Below are 2,719 nucleotides of genomic sequence, written 5' to 3'. Positions count from 1 at the left end.
AAGCTGGAGAGAGCAAAACAGAGATTAAAGAAACAAAAAGAAAAGTTAGAGCTAGAAAGAGAGAAAATGAGAAGAAAAATCATAAGAGAGCTGAAAAGGGAAGCTAAGGAGAAAGGAGATGAGAAAGTTTGAGCTAGTAGAGGGCTCTTTCCAGGAGCAGGGCGCTTCTAAGTGGCGCACCTGGTGGAGCCGTTGGGGTTACTATAAACGCTTTGGAGTGCTGAACGGGTGGAAGCTCCTGAAACTCCGTGAAGCTCTGACACGTGCTTTTCTTGATGTTCAATCAGTCAATCCAATGCTAAAAACCTCTCTTGTTGGTGTTCCTTGGATTGAGATACTAGCAAGTGATGGGGTGCTCCAGGTCAAAATTGAAAGACTTCCTGGACTTGATGAAGACGAAAAACTTGCTGAACTTATTTCAGTAGCGACAAGAAAAGACTGGGAAGCCTTTGAGGTGGTGGACTTTTGGCGAGAGCCTGGAGGGGTTTATTCGGTCTTTGTGCTCGAAGATGTCGCTTCTGATAAGCGCTTAGACGTGACTTCTGTTATTTCCTCTGCGGTGCCTTTTAAGATTGTTCTGCAGAAAGGCTTGACGGTTGATTTTGAAAAGTCTCCAGGTCTTGGCTTGTTTGGTAAGTCGGGGGCAGGTAAAACTACTACGCTTCTGTCTTCCCTGGCTCAATTCTTGGCAGGTGGCTCCCAAGTGTACCTGGTGGACGGCAAGAACGAGCTTCAGGCTCTTTCTAACGTCCTACAACGTGCTTCAGGGGTTTCAGATGTCCTTTCTATGCTTGGCTATGTTGTAGCTCAAATGGAGCAGAGAGAAGACTTCCTGGGCAAGGAAGGAGCACGTCAGCAACGTCTAGGACTGAAAGCTAGCGAGGTGGGACTTACTCCGCTAGTTGTCGCCATCGATGAGCTCGGCGCTATTGTTGCTTCTGCGCAAGCAAAAGAAAAAGCTCATCTGATCGCTTTGCTTACTCAGATAGCTTTAAAAGGTCGCTCAAGTGGTGTTATTCTTGTAGTTGCTTCTCAATTTGCTAGCGTGGACACTATCCCGAATGCCGTGAGGTCGCAACTATCGACAAAAATTCTTCTCGGCGGTGCACCTGCTGAACTGGTGCGAATGGTTTTTCCAACGGCTAGCCCAGGGGCTCGCTCTGCTCGTCAGTTTGAAGGCTTTGTCTATGTAGATGGACAACTAGGAAGGGAACCTGGGCGGTACCAGGTTCCATCTCTCGGAAAATTGGAAAATGTTTCTAAATGGGGGGGCTTTGTAGTGGCTTTGGATACAGAAAGGGCACTCGTGTAAATCCTTGATAAGCGGGCCTGGCTCGGTAGGCTTATGACCGCCAGCCGAAAGGCTGAAAGACTTTCGGGGAGTTGGGTCTGCCTAGACCGTCGCCAGGGGGAACCCGCTTGTACAAGGATGCCCGAAACGGGGGAAAACCCTGTAAAAATGGCTTTTTCCAATTTCCCGTTAATTTGGCGTTTTAGAGAAGTTTTAGGGGTATCGTACCAGGACGAGCTTCAAGCGAAAATAAAGCTGATTTTCTTTGTTTTCTACAAGAAAATGAAAAAAATGAAAAAATAAAAAAATGGAGTGATGGGGATTTCACGTCCATTTGCGCAAAAAAAAGAACGTATAATAGTTTTAGGGAAGAACTAGCTTACCTTGACGTTACTTTTTAAAAGTGCTAAAATTATAAGAAAGCATTACCAAAAAAAAGAAAAAGGACGTCTATCGCCGGCAAGCTGATTCAACGTCCTCATCTAATTCTTATTAGATTCTATCAGAAAAGACCGAAAAGGTCAAGTGGATTGGACTAAATAAGAAACAAGACGAGGGCGCCCTAGATAATTATCTGGAGGGCCTTTTATTTTGGCAAATAATAGTAAAAATAACGATTGGAAGACGTTTCTTCCTACGCAAACAAGCTCAAAAGAAAGTTTTACTTTAATTGTGCAGTATCCTGGAACAACTCCAGTGCAGTATTTTCCCAAGTTAAAAAATCCTGATGGCTCGAACGTGATCGGGGCGGACGGACGGCCGCAACGTTCACAAGAGCCACAAGGCTGGACTTATCTTTTGACACACTTTGGAACTGGTGACCGTGTCAGAGTTGTTTTTGATGGACTATATGACTTAAGTCCAGGAGCTCTTTATGAGCTTCAAGCGTCAGGCTATCACTTTAGCAAAGACCACTCTTACTACTTGGACGAGCTCGAAGCTCTTTCTGTTGCTCATAATTTTGCAGGTAATCAAAATGATAACAACAAGTAAAGACGGTTGGTGTGATAAGTCCGACGCTGAGATTTTGAACAGTCTGAGAGACTGGGTTTCAAGATGTGATGTGAAGTATGTCAAAAGTGATGCCTTGAAAAAGATTGATTCTGCTTTTGCTTTGTGGGCTAACGCTCAATATGTTTCAGCGTTGCGCCTACTAGATGAAAACGAAGTGTTTTTGAAAAAATCTGATTGGCCTTATTATGCTTTAGGGATTGAGATTTTGAGAGTTAGAAAACACGAGTTTTTAAATGAATAACGAGGATTCCAGGGGAGCCCGAAAGGGCGAACCTGGACCCCCCGTTATGATAATTATGGGGGGTTCAAGGACAAACGGGTATTTTTATGGAAAAAGAAAAAAATTTAAACAATGTTTTGAAAGATGTTCTGAATGTGTCTATTGACTACTTGAACGTGGTTTTTACGTCTGAC

4 protein-coding genes are annotated in these 2,719 nt (G+C 44.0%); all 4 read left to right on the top strand.

The features are described from left to right. The first annotated feature begins 118 nt into the window (after window positions 1-118). The 4 genes from QZ359_RS01525 to QZ359_RS01510 all read left to right on the top strand — a co-directional run bounded on the left by QZ359_RS01525 (window position 119) and on the right by QZ359_RS01510 (window position 2,546). The gene (locus QZ359_RS01525; RefSeq protein WP_293955941.1) at window positions 119-1,312 is read left to right on the top strand and encodes an FtsK/SpoIIIE domain-containing protein; all 1,194 of its coding nucleotides are present in this window, start codon (window positions 119-121) and stop codon (window positions 1,310-1,312) included. Between the two features lie 33 nt (window positions 1,313-1,345). Continuing rightward, window positions 1,346-1,594 carry a hypothetical protein gene (locus tag QZ359_RS01520; protein WP_293955939.1) on the top strand — a complete coding sequence of 83 codons (249 nt, stop codon included), beginning with the start codon at window positions 1,346-1,348 and terminating at the stop codon, window positions 1,592-1,594. A 288-nt stretch (window positions 1,595-1,882) separates the two neighbouring features. Next, window positions 1,883-2,284, top strand: coding sequence for a hypothetical protein (locus QZ359_RS01515; protein WP_293955937.1), 402 nt, complete (start codon window positions 1,883-1,885; stop codon window positions 2,282-2,284). Continuing rightward, window positions 2,268-2,546, top strand: coding sequence for a hypothetical protein (locus QZ359_RS01510; RefSeq protein ID WP_293955935.1), 279 nt, complete (start codon window positions 2,268-2,270; stop codon window positions 2,544-2,546). Before QZ359_RS01515 ends, QZ359_RS01510 begins: the two co-directional genes overlap by 17 nt. The last annotated feature ends 173 nt before the right edge of the window (window positions 2,547-2,719 follow it).

The organism is Streptococcus sp. (genome assembly GCF_019414905.1).
GTDB lineage: Bacteria > Bacillota > Bacilli > Lactobacillales > Streptococcaceae > Streptococcus.
This window is presented reverse-complemented; position numbering and strand designations above follow the sequence as displayed.

What these genes read in the sequence shown, in the direction of transcription:
- QZ359_RS01525 (WP_293955941.1), top strand. Translation starts at nt 119, where the DNA reads ATGAGAAAGTTTGAGCTAGTAGAGGGCTCTTTCCAGGAGCAGGGCGCT.
- QZ359_RS01520 (WP_293955939.1), top strand. Translation starts at nt 1,346, where the DNA reads ATGACCGCCAGCCGAAAGGCTGAAAGACTTTCGGGGAGTTGGGTCTGC.
- QZ359_RS01510 (WP_293955935.1), top strand. Translation starts at nt 2,268, where the DNA reads ATGATAACAACAAGTAAAGACGGTTGGTGTGATAAGTCCGACGCTGAG.